This window comes from Thioclava sp. 'Guangxiensis' (genome assembly GCF_045348365.1).
In the GTDB taxonomy this organism is placed as follows: Bacteria; Pseudomonadota; Alphaproteobacteria; order Rhodobacterales; family Rhodobacteraceae; genus Thioclava; species Thioclava kandeliae.
Genome location: NZ_CP155823.1, coordinates 202,444 through 227,356, shown reverse-complemented (window position 1 = coordinate 227,356; position 24,913 = coordinate 202,444). Strand labels below are relative to the sequence as shown.

16 protein-coding genes are annotated in these 24,913 nt (G+C 59.2%); 3 read left to right on the top strand and 13 right to left on the bottom strand.

All coding sequences use genetic code 11. The features are described 5' to 3' along the window. Window positions 1-35: 35 nt before the first annotated feature. The 6 genes from ABEB22_RS14560 to ABEB22_RS14535 all read right to left on the bottom strand — a co-directional run bounded on the left by ABEB22_RS14560 (window position 36) and on the right by ABEB22_RS14535 (window position 5,484). Window positions 36-611, bottom strand: a complete 576-nt coding sequence (locus ABEB22_RS14560) for a 3,4-dihydroxy-2-butanone-4-phosphate synthase (RefSeq protein WP_349295704.1) — start codon at window positions 609-611, stop codon at window positions 36-38. Beyond that, on the bottom strand, window positions 608-1,141 hold the full coding sequence (locus ABEB22_RS14555) for a flavin reductase (RefSeq protein WP_339114970.1): 534 nt from the start codon (window positions 1,139-1,141) through the stop codon (window positions 608-610). The genes ABEB22_RS14560 and ABEB22_RS14555 overlap by 4 nt, the downstream gene beginning before the upstream one ends. Before the next feature lie 35 nt (window positions 1,142-1,176). Next, window positions 1,177-2,466: an amidase gene (locus ABEB22_RS14550; protein WP_349295703.1), complete on the bottom strand. Its 1,290-nt coding sequence runs from the start codon at window positions 2,464-2,466 to the stop codon at window positions 1,177-1,179. Between the two features lie 122 nt (window positions 2,467-2,588). Then, window positions 2,589-3,512, bottom strand: coding sequence for a LysR substrate-binding domain-containing protein (locus ABEB22_RS14545; protein ID WP_349295702.1), 924 nt, complete (start codon window positions 3,510-3,512; stop codon window positions 2,589-2,591). A 443-nt stretch (window positions 3,513-3,955) separates the two neighbouring features. After that, window positions 3,956-5,308 (bottom strand): amidase, encoded by a 1,353-nt coding sequence (locus ABEB22_RS14540; protein WP_339114967.1) that lies wholly within the window; start codon window positions 5,306-5,308, stop codon window positions 3,956-3,958. After that, window positions 5,305-5,484 (bottom strand): hypothetical protein, encoded by a 180-nt coding sequence (locus ABEB22_RS14535; protein ID WP_339114966.1) that lies wholly within the window; start codon window positions 5,482-5,484, stop codon window positions 5,305-5,307. The genes ABEB22_RS14540 and ABEB22_RS14535 overlap by 4 nt, the downstream gene beginning before the upstream one ends. 114 nt (window positions 5,485-5,598) lie before the next feature. On the opposite strand from ABEB22_RS14535, the gene ABEB22_RS14530 reads away from it, so the two are divergent. The 3 genes from ABEB22_RS14530 to ABEB22_RS14520 all read left to right on the top strand — a co-directional run bounded on the left by ABEB22_RS14530 (window position 5,599) and on the right by ABEB22_RS14520 (window position 10,669). Next, a complete protein-coding gene (locus ABEB22_RS14530) occupies window positions 5,599-6,336 on the top strand; it encodes a GntR family transcriptional regulator (protein ID WP_339114965.1) in 738 nt (245 codons plus the stop codon). 152 nt (window positions 6,337-6,488) lie between these two features. Beyond that, on the top strand, window positions 6,489-7,571 hold the full coding sequence (gene rutA, locus ABEB22_RS14525; protein ID WP_349295700.1) for a pyrimidine utilization protein A: 1,083 nt from the start codon (window positions 6,489-6,491) through the stop codon (window positions 7,569-7,571). An 833-nt stretch (window positions 7,572-8,404) separates the two neighbouring features. Continuing rightward, a complete protein-coding gene (locus ABEB22_RS14520; protein ID WP_406871188.1) occupies window positions 8,405-10,669 on the top strand; it encodes a methyl-accepting chemotaxis protein in 2,265 nt (754 codons plus the stop codon). A 41-nt stretch (window positions 10,670-10,710) separates the two neighbouring features. Here the strand turns inward: ABEB22_RS14520 and ABEB22_RS14515 are convergent, their stop codons facing one another. The 7 genes from ABEB22_RS14515 to ABEB22_RS14485 all read right to left on the bottom strand — a co-directional run bounded on the left by ABEB22_RS14515 (window position 10,711) and on the right by ABEB22_RS14485 (window position 24,861). After that, window positions 10,711-12,144, bottom strand: coding sequence for a DUF6880 family protein (locus ABEB22_RS14515; RefSeq protein WP_349295698.1), 1,434 nt, complete (start codon window positions 12,142-12,144; stop codon window positions 10,711-10,713). Between the two features lie 374 nt (window positions 12,145-12,518). Next, a complete protein-coding gene (locus ABEB22_RS14510) occupies window positions 12,519-13,997 on the bottom strand; it encodes a TniQ family protein (protein WP_349295697.1) in 1,479 nt (492 codons plus the stop codon). Beyond that, window positions 13,985-14,959 carry a TniB family NTP-binding protein gene (locus ABEB22_RS14505; RefSeq protein ID WP_349295696.1) on the bottom strand — a complete coding sequence of 325 codons (975 nt, stop codon included), beginning with the start codon at window positions 14,957-14,959 and terminating at the stop codon, window positions 13,985-13,987. The genes ABEB22_RS14510 and ABEB22_RS14505 overlap by 13 nt, the downstream gene beginning before the upstream one ends. 87 nt (window positions 14,960-15,046) lie before the next feature. Continuing rightward, window positions 15,047-17,236 carry a hypothetical protein gene (locus ABEB22_RS14500; protein ID WP_349295695.1) on the bottom strand — a complete coding sequence of 730 codons (2,190 nt, stop codon included), beginning with the start codon at window positions 17,234-17,236 and terminating at the stop codon, window positions 15,047-15,049. Further along, the gene (locus ABEB22_RS14495) at window positions 17,236-17,970 is read right to left on the bottom strand and encodes a hypothetical protein (RefSeq protein WP_349295694.1); all 735 of its coding nucleotides are present in this window, start codon (window positions 17,968-17,970) and stop codon (window positions 17,236-17,238) included. The genes ABEB22_RS14500 and ABEB22_RS14495 overlap by 1 nt, the downstream gene beginning before the upstream one ends. A 496-nt stretch (window positions 17,971-18,466) precedes the next feature. Next, entirely contained in the window at window positions 18,467-19,036 is a 570-nt protein-coding gene (locus ABEB22_RS14490; RefSeq protein ID WP_406871187.1) for a transposase, read from the bottom strand. Between the two features lie 113 nt (window positions 19,037-19,149). After that, the gene (locus tag ABEB22_RS14485; RefSeq protein ID WP_349295692.1) at window positions 19,150-24,861 is read right to left on the bottom strand and encodes a DUF3320 domain-containing protein; all 5,712 of its coding nucleotides are present in this window, start codon (window positions 24,859-24,861) and stop codon (window positions 19,150-19,152) included. Between the last annotated feature and the right edge of the window lie 52 nt (window positions 24,862-24,913).

Below are 24,913 nucleotides of genomic sequence, written 5' to 3'. Positions count from 1 at the left end.
CAGCAGCCTAGCTGCCCGAAACCCCGCATGCCAGATCACATGAGGTCGCTTGCAGCAATAATCTCGGCGTCGAGATCCGTAGCCAGCGCGGCTACGGTCTCGGGCCCAGCATCGCGCCCCTTACTATCGAGGATCGTGCAGATCACGCCCAAGGGCGCGAGCCCCGCATCACCCAGAAGACGGAGCGCGATATCGGCCTGCCCGTCCGCGCAGCCATTGGGCACCTGCGGGAAGACATGGCCCGGGCTGACCACCGCATCGGGCGCGCCGGTTGTGGCCGCCGCAATCGTGCAGGCACGGTCCTTGGCCGAGATGCCCGTGGAGATCCCGATAGTCGCCTCGATCGACTGGGTATAGAGCGGCGCGTTGCGGCCCCCGCGTTGGGGCTGCAGCTCCAGCCCCAGACCCTGCGCATGCTCGAGCGGCATCACCATACCCACAAGGCCACGCGCATCGCGGGCCATGATGTTGATCCAGTTTGCATCGGCGTCACGCGCGGCGATCAGCACGAAAGCGCCGCCCTGACAGCCGGTGACGATCACGGGGCGCGAGGCGGCCAAGGCGCGGGTGGCGGCGAGCCCTGCAGGGGCGGGAGGTGCGATGATAATCATGCGCTCAACTCGTGGAATTTGCGCCCGAAATAGGCGGAAGCGGGAGAGGTTGCATCCGAGCGCGCCTCGACGACCTGACAGAAGATCACCTCATGGGTGCCCACAACCTGCCGCGCGGAGACCTTGCAATCGAAGGTCGCGACTGTCTCGTCGAGCACCGGTGCGCCGGTTCTGGCACTCTTGCGCCATGCGACATCGGCAAAGCGCTCCTGCATCGGGGTCTTGCCACCGAAGAGCATGGCGATCTCGGCATGTTTCGGGCCGACCGTGTTGACGCAGATACTGTCGTTTTGCAGGAAGGCGGGGGCGGCCGAGCTGGAGCGGTTCACGCAGACCAGAAGCGTCGGCGGCTCGTCGGTCACCGAACAGACGGCGGTCGCGGTGAAGCCTGCGCGCCCTCCGGGACCATCGGTGGTGACGATATTGACCGCCCCCACAAGGCAGGACATCCCGTCACGGAAGGATTGCTTGTCGGCCAGCTCGATGATCGGCAGGTCGGTTGCGGCTGGACTATCGGCCAAATCGGACATTACGGTTCTTTCTGTCTTATGTCTTCGGGAGGGGTTTAGGAAAAGGCGAGATCGGCCTGGAACACTTCGGTCGCCAGTCTGGCGATGTTCAGCAGACGGCGGTCGGTATAGCGCTGGCCGATGAAGGAGATGCCAAGTGGCAGGCCGGCGGGAGATTGCAGACCGGGCACCGACACGACCGGCACATGCAGGAGCGTCCAGAAGGAATTCATGATGGCATCACCGGTATGCGCCTGCCCGAGGGGCGGCTCGCCGGTGGCGGAGGGTGCGATGACCGCATCGAATCCGTCCATGATCTCGTCAAAGACGGCGCGGGCGGTATCGGCCTCGGTATAGGCGCGGCGCAGCTCGGCGGCAGTCAGCCCGCCACGGGTCGCGACCATCGTGCGGAACTGCTCGTGCAGCGCCTCGCCCTGCGCCATCGCCTCGTTGAGGAAAGACGTGCTGCCCTCGCGCGCGAGAATCTTGCCATGGGTCGCGGGGAGCGTGTCGAAACTGCGCGGCAGCTCGAAGGAGATCACCTCCGCCCCTTCCAGCCGTAACCGCTTGGCCGCCTCGTCCAATGCCTCGCGCATGGGCGCGTCGACCCTATCCCAGACGGGTGTCCTGCACAGGCCGATCCGTAGTCCGCTGAGGCTGGAGACGGGCGGTGCGGGGTCGAGGCGGTAAACCTTGGCCAGCGCCTCCAGATCCTCGGCATGGCGGGCGTAGAAACCGACCGTGTCGAGCGTGACCGAGAACTGCTTCAGCCCCTCGCGGGAGATGGCATGCCACGAGGGCTTCCAGCCCCAGACCCCGCAATAGGAGGCGGGCCGGATGGTCGAGCCGCCGGTCTGTGTGCCGATGGCCACCGAACAGAACCCTGCCGCAACCGCCGCGGCCGACCCCGAGGACGAGCCACCCGGAGAACGCGCGGGATCGCGCGGATTACGGGTCTTGCCGCCACGGGCGGTGGCGGCGAATTCGGTGGTGACCGTCTTGCCGAGAATCAGCGCGCCCGCCTGCCGGAGCACATCGACGCAAGGCGCATCCCACCCCATCCGCACCCCTTCGTAGCGGGCATTGGCAAAGCCCGTGGGCATATCTTTCGTGGCAATCACATCCTTCACAGCGACCGTCAGGCCGCTCAACGGACCTTTGGGCGCGCCATCCAGCCGGTCCGCCTCGCGCCGGATATCGGCGGGTGACAGATGCGAGAATGCTCCGATCCGCGACTCGCCCAGCGAGATCAGATCAAGACAATCCTCGGCGATATCGCGGATCAGACGCGATCCGCTTGCCACATCTTCGGTTACGGTCATCAGGCTCAACGGGTCTCGGGACATGGGACATTTCCTCCAAAGCGTGGAGCCAGTGAACCACGTCGGGCACGGTATGCGGGAACGACCATTTGTCAGCGCTGGCCTGAAATATTCTTCAACACGTCCCTCTCCCTCGAGCTGGGTGATCAGAGCGCATGCACCATCCGGCTGCTGGACACCGCCTCGACGATCCAGTCGCGAAACTGGCGCATGGCGTCGTTCTGCGTGGTCTTCCACGAGGAGAGCAGATAATAGGGACTGCGCTCGGGATAGCATTCCGCCGCCATGACCAGCTCGCCATTATCGATGAACTGCTCGACCAGAAGCGAGCGGCCCAGCAACAATCCCACACCCGCGCGGGCCGCCTCGATCGCGGTGCCTGCCTGATTGAAGCGGGGGCCATTCATCACATCGGGTCGCTGGATGCCGTATTCCTCGAGATAGCGCGACCAGTCGGGATAGTTCCCCTCATACCCCAGATGCGAGCGGTCCACATGGATCAGCGGTGCATTGGCCAGAAGCTTTGCCGGATCATTGCCATAGTGGCGCGCCAATTCGGGCGTGCAGACAGGCAGGTTCTCTTCTTCCATCAGCGGCTCGATCTTCCAGTCGAGATGGCTCTGCCAGTTGCAGATCCGCAGGTCCGAGTCCTGCGTCTCGGCTTCCTTGCGGCTGATGAAGGTATGCAGGCACAAATCGATCTCGGGAACACTTTCAATGAACTTGCGCAACCGTGGCATCAGCCAGAAGGAGGCAAACGAGGTCGAGGCCCCCACTGTCAACCGCGCATGGAGGTTTTCCTGCGTTCCCCCGAGGGTGCGCACGGAATCGTCGATCAGATCCAGCGCCTGCGAGATCTTGGACAATGTCGCGCTCGACTCGCTCGTGAGATAGATCCGGCTATTTCTGCGCAAGAACAGTTCGGTCTGTAGGAAATCCTCCAGCAGCTTGATCTGGTGACTGACCGCAGTGGGGGTTACGCAAAGTTCCTCGGCCGCCTTAGCCACCGATGCATGACGCGCAACGGCTTCGAAGGCACGGATCGCATTGAGTGGAACTCTTTTGCGCATGATCGGATCCTTTAATGAGCATCGGTTTCAAATCTTTTCCCATCAAATATCTGTGCATATGTCCGCACAATAAGAACAACCGTATATTGTCGACAAAATATAGTTGGCCGCGTAATTACGCAGTTTTTCAGGTGTAGCGGCTCAATTCAGGGCAGAGTCAGCTTTGCCTACACGCGGTTTCCATCGGCCGCAGCATGTTTCGGGGGTCTGTTGCATCGGGTCATATCGGCACTCTTGAACCCGAGGCCTGAAAGCGCCGCTACATCGCTTTTTCCGGTCAAGCCCGACACTCACGGCGACACTCTTCCTAGCCTCCGCCCCCCGCGCGCCGCATAGAAGTTCTCGCATCGATGGACGGAAGGGTCCATGACCAGAGATCGGCAGGAGCAAAATACGATGGCCCCGCGAGAGACGGTCTGCGGGGCCATCAGAGACACTCTGTATTATGCGCGCACTGTTTCTACCTGCTGACCAAGATCGGCGATCAGATCCTCGGACCATGCAGGTCCTACGATCTGCACCGAATAAGGGAGGCCCTCGGCCTCATGGCCCGGCAGGCTGAGCGCGGGCAGCCCCAGAAGATTGAGCGGGCGGGTGTATTTTCCCATAGACCCGATCAGCGAGGCCATTTTCGGATCGGCGCTGATATTGACCGCATCGGCCATGGGCGGCAGGCCGATAAGTGTCGGCAGAATGAACAGATCAACCTTACCGAATACCTCTTGGTTCACCTGCTGCTGCGCCTTCAGCCGGATCTGCATCGCCCGGACATAGGCATAGCCCGGCATCGCCTCGGCCTGCAGAAGCCGCGAGCGGACTTGCGGGCCGTAGCGCTCCGCGGCGACGGCCAGACGGTCGGCATGGACGGCGGCTGCCTCCGACATCGCAATCACATTGGACGCCTCCCCCAGCGTATCAAGGAGTGAGAGATCGAGGTCCACGATCCCATGCCCAAGATCCTGCAGGAGCGCTTTCAACCGGCGCAAGCCCTCGGCCATCTCCGGTGCGATCCCCGCCGTATAGGCACTGGCATCAAACCCGATCCGCAGCTTTTGCGGGCTGCGGGCATAGGCGCGGGGCGCGGGCCGGTCCGCGCAGACCGGATCGATCCCGTCGGCGCCCGAAATGATTGACAGCACAAGACGCGCCTCGGCGACACTTGCGGCCAGTGGTCCCACGCAATCGAGCGTATAGCTGAGCGGCATCACCCCGGTCACCGGCACGCGGCCCTTGGTGGGTTTGAAGCCCACCACCCCGCAACAAGCCGCAGGCAGACGGATCGAGCCGCCCGTATCGGAGCCCAAAGCCGCGCGCACGAGGCCCGCGGCAATCGCCGCTCCCGACCCCGAGGACGAGCCGCCCGGCACGGCCCCCGGAATACGCGGGTTGCGCGCCACACCCCAATGAGCGTTCTGCCCCGTGGGCGACATGGCGAATTCCGACATCGTGAGCCGTCCCAGATCGACTTGGCCCGCCGCATCGAGCCGCGCCAGAACGGTCGAAGTGCCTGTCGCCGCACGCGCCGCATCGGGATGGGCGCCAAAGCCTGTCACCTGCCCCGCACGGTCGAACATATCCTTATGCGCCAGCGTCACACCATGCAGCGGCCCCATGGCCTGCCCCCTTGCCGCGAGCACATCACAGGTCCGCGCCTGCGCGAGGGCGGCCTCGGGCTCGGTGCGCACGAAGATTGTGTCTTCGGTCTGCGCGAGTTTCAGGGCGGCTCGGGTAACCGCTTCCGCATCACCGGCCTCGAGCCGTGCGCCCATCTGCTGCGCGATTGTCTGCGCGGTCATAGCGCCCCCCCTTGCGGATCCACCGCGACCAGAGCGGTCTGAGCACCCTCGGGCTGCTGGCGGATCAGCGGGTGGTCCATAACCCCCTGCCGGAGCCTTTCGCGCTCGATATCCTGAAGCGCCTGCTCCTCTGGCGAGGCTGGGCGGCCGATCAATTGCAGATTTGGGGATGGCATGAAAGCTCCGCTTATATGACACTGGTCCGACAGAAGAGGATGGCAGGTCTATTGACCCTGCCGATTGTCCGTACTTATGAAGATTATTTTTGGCATCGGGGTCAAGGGGAAGAGATGGCGCTGAAATTCGAGGAAACCGCACCGCTCTATCAGCAGCTCGCACGGCATCTGCACGGCGAAATCAGCGCCGGCACCTATCCGGTGGGCTCGCTCCTGCCGACAGAAACCGAACTGGCGGCAGGTTTCGGGGTGTCGCGCCAGACCGTACGTCAGGCGATCGGCGAGCTACGCCAGCGCGGGCTTCTATCGGCGCGCAAGGGCGTGGGCACCCGGGTCGAGGAGCCGCCCTCCGACTGGCGCGCACGATTCTCTGCGAACTCGCGTGCCGAGCTCTTCGACTTTGCGCGCGAAACGATCTGGCAGATTTCCGAACGCGCCGAGGTCACCGCGCGCGGAGCCTTAGCCACCGAGATGGGGGTGCGTTCGGGGAAGAGGTTCTATCATATTGCAGGCAAAAGATATAATCAGGGCGAGGAGACGGTCCTGTGCTATAACGAGGCCTATATCTCGCCCAGCCACAAACCGGTCCTCGACGGTCATGACAGCCTCAATATCGCGCTTTTCACCCTGATCGAGGCTGCGGGTGGCGACCGTGTAAAAGAGATCCGGCAGGATATCCGCGCGGTGCCTATGAGCGAGGAGATCGCCACCCATCTGGGTTATCCGGCGGGCAGCTATTGCGTGAAGATGACGCGGCGCTATTACGGCTCGGGGCGCAGGCTTCTGGAATATGCGGTGCAATATTATCCGGCCGAGAAATTCTCCTATTCCTCGACGCTGTCCTCGACCTGAACGGGGCGCATGGGGGCCGGCCTGCGCTCCATCGCAGGCCTGTTATCCGGGTGGCTGAGTTTTTTGAACCGAGCCCCTCAAAATTATGCTTTAGTCAAGAGCGCCTCCTCCTGCCAAGGTACGGACAAAGTCATACCAACAGGAGAATTTCCATGGACATCGGCGTCTTCACCCCGATCAACAACAATGGCTGGCTCATCTCGAAGACCTCGCCGCAATACATGCCCAGCTTCGAGCTGAACAAGCAGATCGTGCAGAAGGCCGAAAGCTATGGCTTCGATTTTGCCCTGTCGATGATCAAGCTGCGCGGGTTCGGCGGCGAGAGCGAGTTCTGGGATCACGGTCTGGAAAGCTTCACGCTGATGGCGGGGCTCGCCGCCGTCACCACGAAGATCAAGCTCTTCGCGTCTTCCGCCATCCTGACCCTGCCGCCAGCGATCGTGGCGCGCATGGCCAGCACCGTCGATTCCATCGCGCCGGGCCGGTTCGGGATCAATATCGTGACCGGCTGGGCGCCGTCGGAATATACCCAGATGGGGATCTGGCCGGGCAACGAGTATTTCGGCTACCGCTATGACTATGCGACCGAATATGTGAGGGTCCTGAAAGAGCTGTGGGAAACCGGCTCCTCCGATTTCAAGGGCGAGTATTTCACCATGGACGATTGTAAGATGTCGCCGGCCCCCTCGGCCCCGATAGAGATTGTAGCCGCAGGCCAGTCGCCGCGCGGGATGGAGTTCTCGTCGAACTACACCAACTATTCCTTCGTGAACGGCCTTGGCATCAATACGCCCAAAGCCTTTGCCCCCACCTGCGAGCGCCTGTTGGAAGCCGCCGAGAAGACCGGCCGCGATGTCGGAGCCTATATCCTGATGATGGTGATTTCGGACGAGACCGACGAGAAGGCCATGGCCAAATGGAAGCTTTATCATGACGGCGCCGATATGGAAGCACTGGCCTATATGGGCGTCGAGGGGGCCAAGGACAGCTTTGCCGGCGAGAACTCGACCGCCGCGCATATCAACCTTCCCGAGGGCGCGGTGAATTTCAATATGGGCACGATCGTAGGCTCTTACGAAAGCTGTGCGCGGATGCTCGACGAGGCGGCCTCGGTGCCGGGTGTGAAAGGGCTGATGCTGACCTTCGATGATTTCCTCGAAGGGCTCGATATGTTCGGCCAGAAGATCCAGCCGTTGATGGAATGCCGACAGGACGTTCTGGAAGCTGCTGAGTAAAGCGCTGATGTAAATACATTTTCCCTATTGGGCTGTCGTATTCGCCATGGCGGGATATCATCACGCAGGCGATTGACCAAAATCGGACCGGACCAAAACGACCGCATATATTTCTATGCGGTCGTTTTCATATTTGCGCTCGGTTTCGTTGTATAGATTTTTCGAAATATCATTATGGGACTGCATCAGCGTGGTGACGTGTAATCTAAAAAACAACGCTGGTGGAAGGAACTCGAGCAGACGGATGCAGGAGCGTAATAGACCATCCTGCCGCTATCAGGCTACGGAACCAGAACGGTGCGGTCGCGCCAAATCGGCCTGTATCGCCCTGAGTGAACGGATATGTGGAGAGCGTCAACGCCAGATCATGTAGGGAATTGCACGATAGAAAGGTCTGCTAGTCGCGCTTAGGAAGGTTCAGATCCCGAGCTGAACGCTGACGCCAGCATTGCAATACGGTCCACTTGCGCAGTTCTCCGCGATACCGTGCTCCAGCGCCGGAAAGCATCGTGCCCTTAGACCAACGACCGCCATGCACTGACTTTCAAACCGGACCACTCAAGTGAGACGGATCACGACCGCGACCCCAACCTCGCCCCTAAGGGTCGGGATCGCGCGGTGCTGGAAGCACGCTTGCCGCTTCCGACAAAAATCTCTGTCCGAACCGCCTTTCGGAAAACGATATCTTCAGGGTTTTTGTGGAATTTACGAAGGTAACCTTGAGGTGTTCCATGGCGCAGTCAAAAATTTCCAACCAACTCAAGTTGGGCTTCGGTGTTTTTCTCGGCATTACCCTTTTAAGTGGTGCCTTCACAATATGGCAGGTCGACCATATGTCGACCGTCGGCGATCAGATCGGCGAGCGACTTGCGCAGGAAATCGAGGCTGCAATGCTGCTCGAACAGACGATCGCCCAAGCCAATCTGGACCTCGAGGAGTATATTTCTAACGGGGACGATACCTTCAGATCCGAAATGGAAACAATGTTCGCTCATGCGGATAAACTCCTTCATGCCCTGATAAACGGAGGCGAGATCGACGGATTGTCGCTGCCCGCTCCCAATGCGCCCGAACTCCTTTCAGACATGTCATCGATGGAAGGCAGCCTGAAGGTCCTGCAGGCAAAGGCTCTGGAACGCATCGAGGGAGCAGCCCAACGGCAAGGGGCCGGATCGGGGGCTGATGAAACATTCGACGCCCTCTTCGACGGGATTACCGAGAAATTCTCCACTCTGGCCAGTTCTCCCGCAACCCAGTCCACCGAGATGCAGAACACACTCGGTCAGGCACTGTTTCTTGTCACGCTTGGCCACCTGAAGGTAGAAGAAATTCTCGGCGGAGATACCGGAGAGGATTTTTCGCTCGCCGTCGCCAACATATCCCGTGCCGCGCAGCTCGTCGACGATCTGCCTTTGTCTGGCAGCAAGGCGGACCTCGTGTCGGAACTGACGGCCTTCGCGCAGATAGCCGAAGAACGCTATGATAGCGCAACGAAGGTCGCCGCCGAAAGTCTTGCCGACTACCAAGATTTCGATCAGGCCTTCCGCGCGTTCCAGACAAGCGCCGATGCGCTCGTGGAAAACCTGAATATCGAAATGTCGCGCGGATTGTCCCAATTCTCCTCCGTCAAATCGACCTCGTTTACGGTCGTTCTCTGCGCGGCCCTTCTGCAGCTGGCCTTTGCGCTTGCCGCCTTTACGCTGGTGAAACGCCGTTTCGTCAACCGGTTGGAAGATGTCACGGGCAGCATCCAGAAGCTCTCCGGCGGGGATCTCGAGGCCCCTCTCCCCGAATGGCATAGCCGCAACGAACTGGGTGAATTGCGCGACGCATTGAGCGAGTTCCGCGATATTCTCGAACGTCAGAAACAAACGGAAGCCAATGCGCGCGCCGCCGAGTTGCGCGAACTCGAACAGCGCGAGCAATTGGCCCGTCAGGAGCGGGACCGGATTTCACAGGACGCCCAAAAGGCGCGCGCCCAGCAGCTCGAGGCCGAGGAACAGGCGAGATCGGACAAGATCGTTGCGGAAGAGATCGGGCGGGTGGTCGAGGCCTGTGCCGCTGGCGATTTCTCGCATCGCATCGATCTTTCGGGAAAAGACGGACTTCTGGCCGAGATCTGCAACGGCCTGAACCGCGTCGGTCAGGCTGCGGGGGAAGGTCTCGGAGCGGTCTCGGCAGCCCTCGAACATCTCGCAGAGCGGGATCTGAGTTACCGGATGCCCGATAATTTCAAAGGGATCTTCAAGGATATCGCCACGGCCGTCGATAGAACGAATGACACATTGCGCGACGCCCTGTCCGGTATCGCCATGGCCTCGGGTTCCGTCGACACCGCAGCGCGCGAAATCGCCTCGACCGCGGATGATCTTGCCCGCCGTACCGAGCGTAGTGCGGCCATGCTGGAGCAGACCTCTGCGGCGCTGGAAGAGATGTCGGCCACCGTCAAGCAATCAGCCTCCTCGACCTCCGAGGCTGGCCGCACGATCGGGACCATCTCCGATAAGGCGCAGCATGGAAGCCGCGTCGTCACCAAGACGGTCGAGGCGATGGGCGAGATCCAGAAATCGTCCTCCCAAATCGCCCGTGTGCTTCAGGTGATAGACGATATCGCCTTCCAGACAAATCTTCTGGCTCTGAATGCCGGGGTCGAAGCCGCGCGCGCGGGGGATGCCGGCCGTGGTTTTGCGGTGGTCGCGTCAGAAGTACGGGGCCTGGCCCAACGGTCTTCCGACGCTGCACGCGAGATCGCGGAGATTGTCGAACTGTCGGATAGCAATGTCCGTCAGGGCGTGCAGATGGTTGACGCCTCCGGAAATGCTCTGTCCGAGATCGTCGAAGGTATTATGACCGTCGCGGAAATGATCCGCACGATAGCCCAGTCGGCCTCGGAATTGGCGAGCGGCATTCAGGAAATTACAACCGCCACGTCCGAACTGGACCGGACCACACAACAAAATGCAGCCCTCTTCGAGGAGACCAATGCCGCAGTCGCGTCACTTCAGATCGAAGCGCAAGGTCTCGCCGAGGCGATGTCATCCTTCAACGTATCCGTCGAACCGTCGCGCCAGAACGCTCCAAGCAGACTGGCCAGTTAACGCAGCTGATCGGTTCGATCTGAGTTTGAGCACGAAACCTGTCAGTTTCTTCTTTTCGAGGCTGCAAGGTGGGCATGGGTGTCCTCTAGCGCCTGCAGGTAGGCGGCGTGCGAGAGGTGCGGACGATAGTCGCTGATGCGGGTGTCGGCCTCGGCACAGCTTTGGAGGTGGCGGGCGGCGTGACCGTAGCGGCCCTTGCGCTGCTGGGTGAGTGCAAAATCGATCAGGGCGCGCCAGAGGAGCGCCGCCTGAAGCGGGTGGTTTGGAGCCAGTTCCTCTGCCAGCGGCGTCAGGATCTCGTAGACATTTCCATTCAGTTCAGCGTAGCGGGCGTCGATCAGCTGGCGGGCCAGCTGTAGATCCTGCGTGGTATGGCAAAACCACAGCGCCTTGGTCATCGAAGGATAGGCCAGCACGATTGCGCGGGCAGTATCCTCCGCATCGATATCCTCGAAATCCGGCAGCAGTTTCAGATGATGGCGCAGCGCATCAGGACAGAGCCGCGCTTCGAACCGCGCCCAAAGAGCCTCACGCAGCTCCGCCTTGCGCCCGAGCGCCGAGAGGCAGGCGAAATGCGCATCATCGAGCTCGCGCGGGTCGTGCCAGTCGGACCGCTGATCAGGTTTCTGCGCGGCGAGGGCAGTGCGGATCAGCGCGAGGGCCTCCTCGGCGCGGCCTGCATCCAAGAGACGGGTCGCGGCATCGGGGGCAATGGTGTGGTAGGCCAACTGTTCGGGCGTGTATTTGGCCATCCAGCCATCGACATCGCCCTGCTGATCGGCCACGTCCTGCAGGATGCGTTCCAGCGTGCTGCTACGATACTGACGGGCGCGGCTTTCGCGTTCGGACGGGCGGCCATAATCATAGCGGGCAAGGTCGCTGGCGGCGATCGGCGCTTCAAAAGCGGCAGTGGCTTTGTCCTTCAGCGCGGCCAGCCCCTCTGGGCCAAGTGCGGGCGCGAGGACCTCGATCGCGCGATCAAAAGCGCCGTAACCATCTGCAAGCGTGGCCTCAAGGATCTGCTCGGCCAGCGTGTCGGAGGTAAGCGTCAGGTGCGGGGCGATCTCACCAATCGCCTGCATCGCCGCGCGCATCGTGTCGCCGATGGTCCCCCAGCTGTCATCGGTGCGCTCATGGATGCCTTCGGCCAGATGAAGTTGCGTCCAGAGCAGGTCAAAAGCCAAGCCAGGCGCTGTGGGCGCGATGCGGGTCTCGATCAGCTGAATGGCCTCGGTCAACTCCTGCGCCAGCTTTTTCTGCGAGGGGCGGTTCAGGAAGCCTTTCGCCCGCCGGATCGCGGCAAAGCGCTTGCGGATATCGGCGGAAACCGTCTCGGGCCCCTCATCGGCCGCTAAGGCCATCCGCACCCTGCGCTGCCGCGCGGCATCCCCCTTCACCGCCTCAAGGAGTAGATCGGCCAGCACCTCGGCCCCGAGCGCGGTCAGATTGGCTTTATTGAGGGGCTTGCTGGCCATGAAATACGCCCTTGGGTCTAAGAGATCGGCTTAGCCTAGCCGACAGCGAAGGGAAATCAACATATAGAAAAGGCGCCCATTGGGCGCCCTATATATAGATCTCGGGAAAACTTAGCCTGCTTCGGGAAAAACTCAGGTTAGTTTTACACCCTCTGTAGAACTACTTTGAGTTTTTCCCAAATCCCAAATTCGCCTCTAATTACTTAGCATATTCAATAGCATAAAAACACCCATTTAAATCGCCAAGCTGAGTTTTTCCCATAGACAGGGTAAGTTTTTCCCAGAGTACCCATCATTCGTCCGACGCGCGCATGAAAAAAGGCCCGCAAGGCGGGCCGTGAATTAGAGCATTCAGGGAGGAGACTTTGCGCCGGTCACACCGTCCGACAAGCCAGAGCTTCGGATGGCGACAAAACCACCGCGGCGAGCCCATGTTTCCCGGGTTTGCGAAATGCAGGCAGCTTCCCGGCCAAGATTGCGCTCAAGACTTCAATCGTGGTACCCGCGCCTCTTTGGCAAACATAACTGATCGGATGAAGGTCAAGACCATTCTCGCTCTCTGCCAGTGGCAATTCCGAAAGCTTTGCGAGAAATGCGTCAAGAGAACGCCGTGCGAAGACGACTTGGCGCACGGCGCCACGGGCTTTGCGGGGTACGATAGGAAAAATCATTCCTTCTGCGTATAGCGTCTGCATCTGAAACAATGATGCCCCTATGTAATCCGCGACCTCAACCATCGGAATGGCAGTTTCGAAATCCATCAGAAGAGTAGTGATTTCGTTGGCCTCAAAACGCAGCAACCCAGCCTCTGCATCCGACGCTCCTACCGGCACCTTTCCCAATTTCTGAAGCAGGCGGGACATACGTCGTCTTTCAACCCGGAGAGCTTCAGAGAGGCTCTGGACGCTGTGAAAGCGGCGTTCCGTCGCTTCTTGACCGAGAACGACCTGGCCAACGTCTATCACGTCATGTTTAATAATGTGATCGCGCAGCAGATCGCGAATGGGCCCGGGGTCACGGTCGTTACATTGCCGATCAAGCCATTCGAAGAGGCGACCGTAGTAAGCGAGTGGTCCTGCCTGAACAGCACGAGCCTTTGAAGTGGCGCGAATGGTGTCGAAAGCGGCAGTCACGTGCTCAGCGCCGCGAGAATAAATAATGAATCCATGCTCGATAGCCGCTTCTTGTTCCTCTGCGGTCAAGGTTTTGGCCCTAACGTTCAAGGCATATGTTAAAGCGGTTCCAAGCATCAGACTGGCGTCCAATACTTGCTGTATACTCTGGGATGCTAACCAAGGCGTATCCACAGCAGAACCGCAATCGAGGCGCGATTGCAGCCACGAAAGATAGCGCGGTAGAAATTTCGTGGCAGCGTCATCAGAGGGCAAGTTAAGGTGTGATAGGCCTTCTTGTAAGGTCCGCGCTGGTGCAGCCAGTCGGGCAAGCCGGATTCCGTGACGCGGACATTGATGAACCGGCGCGAAACACCAGAGCAGCCGCTGACGCCAATCTTGGCGATCGCCATCTTCTGCAAGACAACAAGGGCAGAACTTATCTGTCGCACGGGACAGGAAGGCCCCGTGAAAGCGCTCGCTCCTGAACTCGACGCCGCCCAGGATACCGCGCATTGTTGCGTTCAAGAGTTCGTCTGCCCCCACTCCGGCAATCTCGGCAAAAGCCGAAATTGCGTCAGGACGCCCAAGCACGAAATGCTCGGTGTTGATCCTCATGTCCGCGAGCAGCCGGGTAAGGGACTGACCGGTATGGGCTGCCGCGAGACGCCCCGCAAAGGACAGCGTGGTCTCGTTCGAGTGGAGCGGGATGAAGGGCTGCAGGCGCATCAGCGGGTCCATCCGATTTCGACGAGAGAGGCACGCAACGTGCTCCATTCAGCGTTTGCGAAGGGGCTGATTGGCAATTCACCGTATTCGGCGGAAAAAACACGATAGGCGTCCTGTAGAGAAACATGGCTGTGGCCTGCTTCGAGGCAAGCCACGAGGATCAGCTTCGCAAGGTTGATGGCGCGACCGGGTTGTCCATCCTCGGCGAATAGAACGCGCTCAGGGAGCGTAGTCTCGGTAAGCGTCAAGCCGATATTCTCGGCGCAAAGCTGCATGCTACGCGCAAAAGTATGAGCGTCGCGGCTTCCGAGAGTAACACGGGTCAGCTGAAACTTAGGGAACCTCCTGTCCGTTTCCGGATCCGTCATCACGCCATCGCGCAGCTTATCCACGCCCGCGATAATGACGGCCAAGGGCCAATCGCTTTGAAGAAGGCTTTTGAGCCTCTGGATAGCGCCCTCAACATCGCGTCCCGGCCCTTTACGTAGCAGGTGGTGGGTCTCATCAATCACAAGCAGGGTAATGCCCATTTTGCTCATTCTGTGGAATACGATAGCCCAGGCTTCATCCGAAGTTGCACGCGGATTGATGTCGATATAGCCGAGCTCCTTCGCAATCCGTGAGGCCAGACTCTTCATCGTTGCTTCGGGCGGCACTGTGACATAAAGCGCGTTGCCCATATTATCACGATCGGCAATCTTGAAGATGTCAAGCTTGCGCAGGGTCCGCTTCAATAAAGCGGATTTCCCTGCCCCAGAGGCCCCAATCACCATCAGGCCACGGGTTTCTCCCGTCAGCGGATCCTGCTTGGGAACGGAAGTGAGTTGCCCTGCGTCGTCGCTGGCAAAGAGGCGCGAGAGCTTATCCTTCAACTCCACGTCGCGATCGAGGAGGAAATAGCGATCGCCGATCCAATTGATTTTTTCGTGTGTCGTAGCGTCTGTTTTCAGCGGTAATTTGGTGGCGTGAGACATGTTATGATCCTCATTTTTGAACATAAGTATCCGGCCCCTAAAACGGGGTGACGGCAGATCGATGGAAGGTTTCGGGCTAGTGCAGTCTTACTCCATCAGGTCATCATCCTGTGGGAGCTTCTTCTCATCGGAGGGCGATGATGCCTGTGGTGGCTCCTGCGCAGACGCGGCAGGAATCACCTCATCCTCGAACAGGTCCCGATAGGGCCCCGCAAGATAACGCCGTTCGGCCGTGTCCATGTGATCGGCAAAATGGGCTTCGGTCAGTTCAACACCCTGCGCCGTGCGCGGACGTGCGAAGAGCCCCTTGGCGAGTTTCAGTGCCTTGGAACGTTCGTTGGTGTGATGGATCTGCCAAAGGCGAGCTTCTTCTGCTTCAGGATCTTTATAGCGACGTTGCTGCAACCAATCGCGTAGCTCGAACTCGTCTTTCCCGATCCATCGTTCATCTGCTGCAGTCGCGGTGACCCATTCACCGTTATCAGCGCGGATTTCAATCGCGCCGACATCGCCACCCCAATAGCAGATTTCATATTTCTGGTTACCTGCATGCAGGAAACGGGAAGACAGACCTTTGGTTTGATAGTCCACATACATTACGGTAAGCCCATGGCGGCCGAGCTTTCGCTTGATGCGAGTGCCAAATGCCAGGCGCATTTCTTTACTGCTCAACTTACGAACTTTCTGGAACTCGGTCGCTTCGTCCCAAGCCTGAAGCGGCGTCATGCCCAACCCGTCGTGAGGCCGGTTATGGTAGCCATCCACTGTCCAGTACACGAGCCAGCTCAGAAACTCTCCGAGCGTCATCGTGGCCCGAGCCGCAGGGTCGTTCTCGCCGCGCTTTGTCGTGTTCTCGAAATTACGGCCGGAAAACCGTTGTAGAAACAGGTTGTGCATCGACCTGAACACGCGCTCGATAAAGGGCTTCAACCATGGCTTTCCAGCTGGCGCGCCGATGTTGCTGATCCCAAGAGATGCGAGAATGTGGTAGGCTTCATCTGAAATGTACGGGCCGCCGCGATCCAGGACGATCTCTTCTGGGGCGCCATGTTGTTTCCACTCGTAGCGACATCCCACCGCATCAGATAGCGGCGTCTTGTCAGTGTAAACCATCTCCAGGGTTTGGCGCAGCGTATCCGTCGTATCGGCAGGCACGATCTGGAGCGCAAGCAGACAGCGGGTATGAACGTCAATCGCGGCAGAGATTTTAACCCGCTTTGCAGAACCGTCCAAACCAAGCGCTTTGATTTCATGCGGAGCCAAAAGTTTGAAGATCCCCGTCAAGCGCATCAGGAGTGTCAGATCGATCGTGTATTCATCGATTTCCACGCGCTCCAGAGCGCGATAAGTCGTCACACCGATGCCAAGCGCATGCATATCGCGATACGCAGCATCGAAACCGCGAGACCGGATGGCATAGGCCGCATGCCCGAGCCTTTCGGCTTGTGCCTTAACATATGCCTTACTGACCCGGTTTGATAAGGACGGCAGGGGAACCTCAGCACCATGCCGCAGTGCATTTTCTGCCTGAATCGCGGCCAAGACGCTGTCATGCAACGAGCTGAGCGTTGGGCGTTCCATATCCAACAGGGCGTCGAGGACGCCCGTCACAAAATCAGCGAGCTCTTCGGCATGGCCGGATTTGCCGCCGCATCGGCGGTAGGCGTCAAAAAGTCCTTTTTCGCCGGAGGTCTTGAAAGCCTTTAGCCAGTCATAAAGCGACTTGCCCTTGCGCGCCGGATTGCCCTTGATCGATAGGATAAACTTATAGGGCCGTCGAGTGGAATCTGCCCCATAGATCTGGCGGTTTCCAGAGCGCCGCGTCGGCCGACCCATATTTTCCACCAGGCTAGCATGGACGGCTCTGGCCCGTGCAATGATCAGTTCCGCATGATCTTCGAAATCTTTACGGCGCGCGCTCATCCGATTTTCGTCAATTAACTGTTCCGCGGCGACGGCGCAGGATTTCCGCACCAGCATACGTTTAACTTCTTCATGCGTGCGGATATGCCGCTGTATATCATCACTGGAAGTGTTCAGAGCGCGAGGCCGGGAGAGAACGGCCAACTGCCCATAGCGGTTGTCTGCTTCGACCTGATCATATGGCAGGAGTTGATGCGAACGCTCCCTGACGATGCCTTCGGCGTCATGCCATTCGTCCCAGACGACCAAATAACCCTCGGGGCGGGTCTCGATGACCTTACCCTGGCGCGGCCCGATGCGGAACGTACAATCCACTTCGAGTAGATAATGGCGAGGTTTGAGCGAAACAGCCATCACACATCTCCTGGCAAGCTGATGACCGACCGGTCTGTGATGGCTTCGTGAGCCGCCACGTTGATAACGCCGGCGCGGATCGCACGCACCACACTCCACCATCCCTCGCCGCCAAGTGAGGTTTTTGCCAGAAATATTTTGATAGATTGCGGGCGTTCAAGCCCGATAAGCTCTGACCGGACATACATATCAAGCTGCGGATCTGGAAAGCGCGCAGCATGAAACAGTTTTGCTCGTGCCAGTCGGACCGGATCAATATTACGCTCGCTGATAATATGGACATGATCTGCAATTTCAGGAACGGCAATATTCCTGATTGCTTCCATCTTCTGACGGAATGCGTAGGTCGAGCTCTCTCGTTCGGGTTTAACCGCGATGGCAATGCGCTTACCGGATGTCAGCGTCAGCCTGAAATCGAACCAATATGGTGTAGCGCATACGCCCGCTGTCCGAACCATGATCCGGCTCAATTGTTCTTCCATGTCACGAAATTCGGGGCGGTAGATGCAACAAAGCGCGACTTTGTGTTCAAGCAGGCTTGCACATCCTAGGGCCTGGGACTTGCCCGAATGATTGATGAAGGTCAGCTGTGTGACAAAATGAAACGGCGATTTTCGAGTGATCGACCGCGAGGCACGCGAATGCAGGTAGGTGTCATCAAATGCGCCAGAAACTGGCCCATCCGGCTGTTTGAAGAGATTTGCCGGATGAAGGGCAATATGATCGTCAGGCAACAGGCATGTCTCCATCGGTCCGCGCCGGCAGAGCCGAGCAGAAATATTTCGTAACGAAGGGCGAGGTCCAAAGTTGCCGTCATGCTCTTTGGCATTTATGTTCGGCATATATCCAAGGGCGGACCCGCCCCAACTTATAGCGCGCGCCCGAAATGGCGCGCGTTTTTTATTCGATGTGTCTTGTCGTTCCGGCCCTTTCCTCCGAGTTGAGACGCGGACATGATTTCAGGGTCGGCGAAATCACATATTTCCGCAGTACGGTCAATCAAATATTTGTTTTGTAATGGTTTTTTAGAAGTGCGAACTGTACATCGTTTTTTCGCAAACTCTGTCTGAGCCGCCTTGTCCCTTTCTGTCGGCCGCCGTTCCTCCTTATCTGAAGACTACACTAGCAAGCGTCTGCGACACCGCCTAGCCCCGTAGGGCGTGCAAATGGGGAGAACCTGTATCGATAACTCAACACGCGATCGCGCGTATGGGTCGGAGTGACAGAAGCCTATCTAAGGACATTGCGCCGCCGCGTTGATCGCATGCTGTTTAAGAACTGGTCCAGTTCGTCGAGGTCATGGTCGTCAAGCCAGTCACCGCTGTCATCGGGCATTAAGATGCACTCCCCGATGATACCGCCATGCGGCAGTAGTAATTCCGCAATGATCTTACGCTTGAGTTTATGCGCGGCTACATAGGAAATTCCGAGCTTGTCTTTCAAATCATGACCGGTTGGGCCGGCTGAGTGCCAACCGCTTACATGGTCTTGAATGATGATCTCGGCTGCCGAGAACCATAACTGCAACGTGACACGGCTGTGATGGAAAAGGCTTCCGGATTGCACCGTGAAATGATGCCGGCAGGCCTTGCAATGAAAGGTCTGCCGCTTCTCGAGGACACCTATATTCGCGCTTGTACAACGTGGACATTGGACACCGTCAGGCCATCTTATCTCGGCAAGCCGGGCTCGACAGGCATCCTCCGTTGGCCAAGCGCTTGTGACGCCGTTGGGGGGCAAACGTCGATGCAAACCCTGCCAATATCTTTTCCGTTCAGTTTGCGAATTTTGATGCTCCATATTGGACGGCGTAGCAACGATGATACGGAGAATGCAATATTTCTTGGGAAGATGCAGGTCTCATGGACGTAGAAGAGCAAAGCATCTCACAAACATTCATCTGCTCAGGAGCCTTAAAGCTTTGTGGCCCTCTGCCACTCCAAGCATGTCAGAAGATACGAACGCGCATCCGCCGACAGTCTAGCGATTCCCGCGTAGCGGGCGAGATCGAGCACCGGATCTTCGCTTCGGCTCAACTCAGATGCGTGGCGTTCATAGAGCTCGGCGATCTCGGCACGGGAAATATCCCGGATGGAACGATCGGTCCCCGCGCGGAATCCGAGCCTGTCGGCCTTCGTTCCGGATGCCCAAAGGAAGTCAACGCCCTCTTCGCGATATATTTCGACATGGCCAAGCGCCTTGGACACTTGCTCGGAGATCCGCCGTCCAGTCCGTTGCCAGCCATGTAGCCCTGAAACGCGTTTGCCGAGCAAGGCGATTGGCATAGGTCCCTCTTGCTCGACAATTTCCGCGATCAGCTTTTCGAGAACGGGAATGTAGTCTGCTTCATAGAACCTGTCGGGATTGGCAGTGATTTCTTTCACCTCATCGGGCTCCGCGATTTCTGCCTGCGCGCTGCTGGCAAATTGTGGCGTCTGGCGGACGGGCGTGGAGGTTGACATGACATCCTGCGGTTTCGTCGTTTCGGCGGAGACCATTTCGTCACTCTCGTCAGTACCGACGCCAGTGTCTTCTTCCTCCATCGTGTACGCAAGCTTGGCCTCACGTTCGGCCTCGTCCTCCGCACGCTTGGCGCGATCCGCCTCGAGATGGGCGGTCAATGCGATATGAATGCGCTCGGCCACAGCGGCAGGGTTGCGGAACCAGTCGGTCGACCAAATCCGGAAGATCGTCCAACCAAGGTTCTCCAGCACAGCCTGCCGTACCTTGTCACGGTCTCGCGCTGTTGCCGAGCCGTGATAGGTCGCGCCATCGCATTCGATCCCCGCAAGATAGACGCCGGCGTGATCGGGATGCACAACGCCAAGGTCAATCCGGAAGCCCGAGACGCCGATCTGCGGTCGTAACTCCCATCCCTTGGCCTCAATCGCCGCTTTAATCGCGGCTTCGAAAACATTCTCGACCGGCCCCAGTGAACCATCGTCCTGCGCCGGAAGTGCCACCGGACCGCGGGCTGCGAAATCGAGGAAGCCTTTGAGATGTTTCACACCAATGGCTTTCGTTCGGGTCAGGTCGATCTGGTCAGCACGGATCGAGGCGAAGACATGCAGCTCGGCTCGGGCGCGCGTGACGGCAACGTTCAGACGCTTTTCGCCGCCATCGCCGTTGAGCGCACCGAAAGCCATCGAGAGCTTACCCGCATGATCGGGGCCGAAGGTGATGGAGAACAGCATGACATCACGCTCGTCGCCTTGGATGTTCTCGAGGTTCTTCACGATAACCGGCTCTTCGCGCGCATCCTCAAAGAACCATTCCAGATCGGGGTTCTTGCGGCGCTCCTCGTCGAGAAGATCAAGGATCAGGCCCTGTTGCTCGGCATTGAAGGTGATGACCCCGAGCGTCAGCCTCTCTTCTTCCGGCCAAGTCAGCCATTCGTTGAGACGGCGCACCGTCATGCGGACGATAGCGCGGGCTTCGGCCTCATTGGTCCGCCCCATGCCCCGCCCGTAGGCACCATCGACCTGATGCAACTGTACTGCTTCCGACACCGTAGCCGGAGAGGGAAATGTCACCAGTCGACCGCCATAATAATGCCAGTTGGAAAAGGCGATCAGCGCCTCGTCCCGGCTGCGATAGTGCCAGTCAAGCTGCTGCGTCGGAATCCCTGCTGCTGCAACCTCGTCCAGAATGGAGGCCAGATCGCGCTCTGTTTCCGGCAGATCCTCCTCTCCGGCATCGCTGCGTCCGAAGAAATTCGTGGGCGGCAACTGTTTCGGGTCTCCGACAATGATCGCCTGCTTGCCCCGTGCAATCGCACCGATCGCGTCCCAAGTGGTGATCTGGGAGGCTTCATCGAAAATCACCACATCGAAGGCGGCCTGTCCCGCAGGCAGATATTGCGCTACGGAAAGCGGCGACATCAGCACGCAGGGCGCCAACTTGGTAAAGGCATCGGGCATTTCCGAGATCAGCTCTCGGATCGGCATGCTGGGCCGCTGTAGCCCCAGCTGATGGCGTAATGTGCCAAGTTCCGAGCGGCGCGCGACGGTGTCTTGCATAGGCAGCCCGTGCTGGATGCGGGAGAGAACCTGAGCCGCCGCCATGGAGGTCGCCCGATCATCCAGCTCTCTGAAACGCTTGATCGCATCCTCATGCGACCAATGAGAGAAGCCGCGAAGCTCGGCCTGCGCATCCATAGCCTGCGGCAACCACCAGGCTGCATAGGCAGAGGTGAAGGCCGCCTCAATGTCGTCCTCGATCAGCCCCTCTTCCACAGCCAGAACCAGCGCCTCAAGCCCCGCGCCCGTCGCCTGCGCCCGTATTTCGACCCAACGGGTCCAGTCTTGCAGATGCTCCTTGTTGTCCTGAATGACCTGCAAGGCTCTCAGCAGCTCTGACAGCGCCATGCCGGCAGGCGATACCCGCGAGATCCGTGCGAAGGCATCGGCCGTTTCCTTCCACGCATCATACTTGTGCCGGAAGAGCGTGATCGCGTCTCTCAGGCCGCCGCTTTCTTTCGCAAGGCTCTGGCAGGCCAGATCCCAACGAACGGGATCGGTGACCATAGGCGTGACTTGGGCAATGGCTGCGTGCAGCGCGCACGCTTGAGACACCCACGCGTTCAGCTGTGCGGTATCTGTTTGTATGCCTTTGACCACAGGACACCCATTGAGTGGCGTGGCTTCAACCTCGGCCCTCATGCGTTTGGCATCGGCCAAAGCGACGATATCGGACTGCGGATCGGCACTGCCGCTCTCGGCATAGGTCTGCAATAGCTTGCGAAGCGAAGACTTGGCAAAGATCGAGAACGGCCACATTTTAGTCTGCGCGAACCGCCAGTTGGCATCAAGCTGATCCAGCGGGATACTGTCCAGCCGATCCATCGGATACCGACCAGACGTCCGCGCGGCGGCGGCCCTGTAACCGGCAAGGCTCTGCGTAAGCGCCTCTGACTGAGCCTGTAACTCGCTGACATCGCGCTTGAGCGACCAGCTCACATCCCCATCGCTTTCGGGGATCGACGACAGAAGCACAAGCGGTTGAAGCTCTGACGTATCGCCCGTAGCTGTCCACGCCAGCCCCGCTTGATGCGCAAGCGCCTTTGCCGCCTCGGCCAGCTCTTGGGTCGCGACGCTCAGTTTCGCGCTACGATCCAGAAGATCGGCCTGCCAGCCGAAAGACCACTCCGCCGCCTCGATCAGCGGCAACGGCGCACGGCCTGCGATGATGCCATGGCAGCGGCCAAGCGCCTCGGCCAGCTTTCGCAAATGCATGTAGCTCTGAGCGTCATGCGCATCCTTATTTGCGAAGGACAGGCTGAACAGTTGTGCCGGACCAGCGGCTTTTCCGATTGCCTGAAAAACGCTGAAGCCTTGCGTACCTTTTGCATGCAAGGCCGCGACATAGGCGTTCAGCTGTTCGCGGGTGACCGTCAGGTCATCTGTCACCCTGATCCACTCGGCCTCAGAAGCACTGGTCGCCCGCGCCCAGCTGCGGCCCAGTTGCGCCAATACCGATTTCCGGTCGGCCTTACTGGAGTGCAACTCCAGCACCGCATCTCCCAGCCCGTGCGAAGCAAGACGCCGCTGCACCACATCCAGCGCGGCCGATTTCTCCGCCACGAAGAGAACGGTTTTCTGCATAGCAAGGCATTGAGAAATGATATTGGCAATCGTCTGGCTCTTGCCCGTTCCCGGCGGACCGATCAGGACAAAATCATGCCCCTCCTGTGCGGCAAGAACCGCTGCAAGCTGTGAGGAATCCGCAGGGAGCGGCGTGAACAGGTCACGGGGCGCAAGCCTGCGGTCCACATCAACCGCGACCGGCAACCCGGGCGCCCCTTCGGCCAGAAACGGCTCTGTCGGGTTGTCGACGAGGTGCTTGACCAAGGCGCTTTCACGCAGGCCGTCCGTGCGCTCGACCAGATCCTTCCACATCAGGAACTTTGCAAAAGAGAAGGTCGAGAGTGCCAGATCCTCGACCACCTCGAACCCCGCAACATCGCGAACCTTGCGGCGCATGATCTCGAAGATGCGCGGCAGGTCGAAACCACTCTCGTCGCGCGGCAGGTCGCCCTCCAGTTCGGGCACCTTGAGGTCGAAGTCCCGCTTGAGAAATTCCAGCAGCGTGGTGTTGAAGCGCACGTCATCTTCGTGATGCTCGATCACGAATTCCGACTGGGCAGACTTGCGAGAGATTTTCACCGGCACCAGAAGGAGCGGCGCCCGATAGCTGCGGGTATCCCCTTCGGTTTTTTTCCAGCGCAAGAAGCCTGCTGCAAGGAACAGCGTGTTCGTACCGCCCTCCTGCAGGTCGCTCTTGGCACGGCGGTGGAGTTCAAGAAGCCGACGCTCGCTTTCCTTGCCCGTCAGTGGCACCGCAATCTGGCCCTTGGCAAACGCGTCCTTCGCCACTCCTTCAAGGAGCTTGGGCTCGTCTTTTGCCAGAAGGTCGCGCGAGCCGATCGGATCCTCATCCTTGAGCGCAAGCGCACGGAATTTCCTGCCCTCTGCCAGCTGATCCTCGAGCGCCGAGACATCCGGACAGAGTAAGGGAAGCGTCTGCTTGCCGTCTTTGAAGTTCAACAAGCGGTTACGCAAGGACAGATCCAGCAGCTTACGTTGCCAGCGCGAGATCCGGTCCGCAGGGGTCGATGCTTCCTCCTCGATCAGTTCGCCCGGCAGGAGCCCCAGATCAAGCGGTCGTGGCAAAGCCGCCGGACTTGCAACGACCTCCGCGGCTTCGGCCTCCGGTGCAGAACGATGGCTGGCAAGCGGGCGGATGCGCGCCGCCCGCGCCCGCCGGATATCGATCGCCATGACAAATTTATGCTCATTGCGTTCCGAGACAAGATCTCGAGCCATATCAACCGCTTGCTCGAATCCAATGCTGGGCCGATGCGTCAACAAGGTGGTTTCCATAACCACGAATTCACGCGCCTCGATGGCTTTGCGGACTGTCATCACATCAGGCTCGCTGATGCTCCCGAAGTCGCGCTCGGTCAGCCAGACACCGGTCCAGGCGTGGCCTTCGGAGAAAAGAACAACCGGATTCAGGCCCGCTGCCTCGAAACAGCCCGCCAGTAGGAGGGCAGTGTCGAGGCAAGTCGCCAGACCCTCAGATTTGATCCGTCCGGGATCGCGGATTTTCTGGCCGTTCAGTTCGAAACTTGCAGGCGGCACCGCATAAGTCAGCCCCATACCCGTGACCGCCGACCAGATCGCACCCGCCAGCATCCATGATCGTGATGGATCGCCAGATTGATAACCATTCATGGCGCCACTCTGCCCGACACTTTCCAGCAGCCGGCCGGCGTCTTTCAAGACAGCTGCGACGACGGCGTCGTTCGGAGAAACGAAGGCTGCCAGGAGATGTGCCATATCGCCGACACCGCCCCATTCGTCACGCGCCAGCATCTCGATCGGATGGCGCTCGTCGAGCAGTTCTGCCCCATCCTGCTTGATGACAAATTGTAGCTCTCCCCATTCTGCCTCGTTGAGCCCCCCAAGGATCTGTATATCAAGCGGCGTTTCAAGGTCGGGCAACTGCTGATTTTGGCCGGGCATCAACCGGTCCACCGTCCAGATTTTCGGGCGGATCAATCCGGGGCTGCAGGACAGCTCGAGGGTAAGCTTCTCCAGGGGCACATCTGTCAGGTTCTGCAAAACGACGTTCTTAAGCACTGAAACGCCATTCTGGGAGGATGCAAAATTCACC